General features: G+C 40.5%; 1 pseudogene. It reads right to left on the bottom strand.

What is annotated here, in order from left to right:
- Positions 1–252: pseudogene (locus tag SB775_RS31885) on the bottom strand (peptidase M6); the annotation flags it as partial.

Below are 252 nucleotides of genomic sequence, written 5' to 3' on the forward strand. Positions count from 1 at the left end.
GTAAAGCTTTGATCCGCATACCATACAACCATTCCTGTATTAAATACTGGACCACGTGCATGTTGTAGCGCCGTGTCAGACCCAGCGTAATTTCGCCACTCGATATAGTAGTTATGTTTTTTCTGTTCAAATCCGTTAGACACAGTAAATCCTTTTAGCGTCATTGCTGGCTGGCCTTCTGCATCATCAGAGAAAACAACTTTTCCATCTATAGTTAATGCTGCATTGTCTAATGCAAATCCTTTATAAGCT

Source organism: Peribacillus sp. SIMBA_075, from assembly GCF_046534585.1.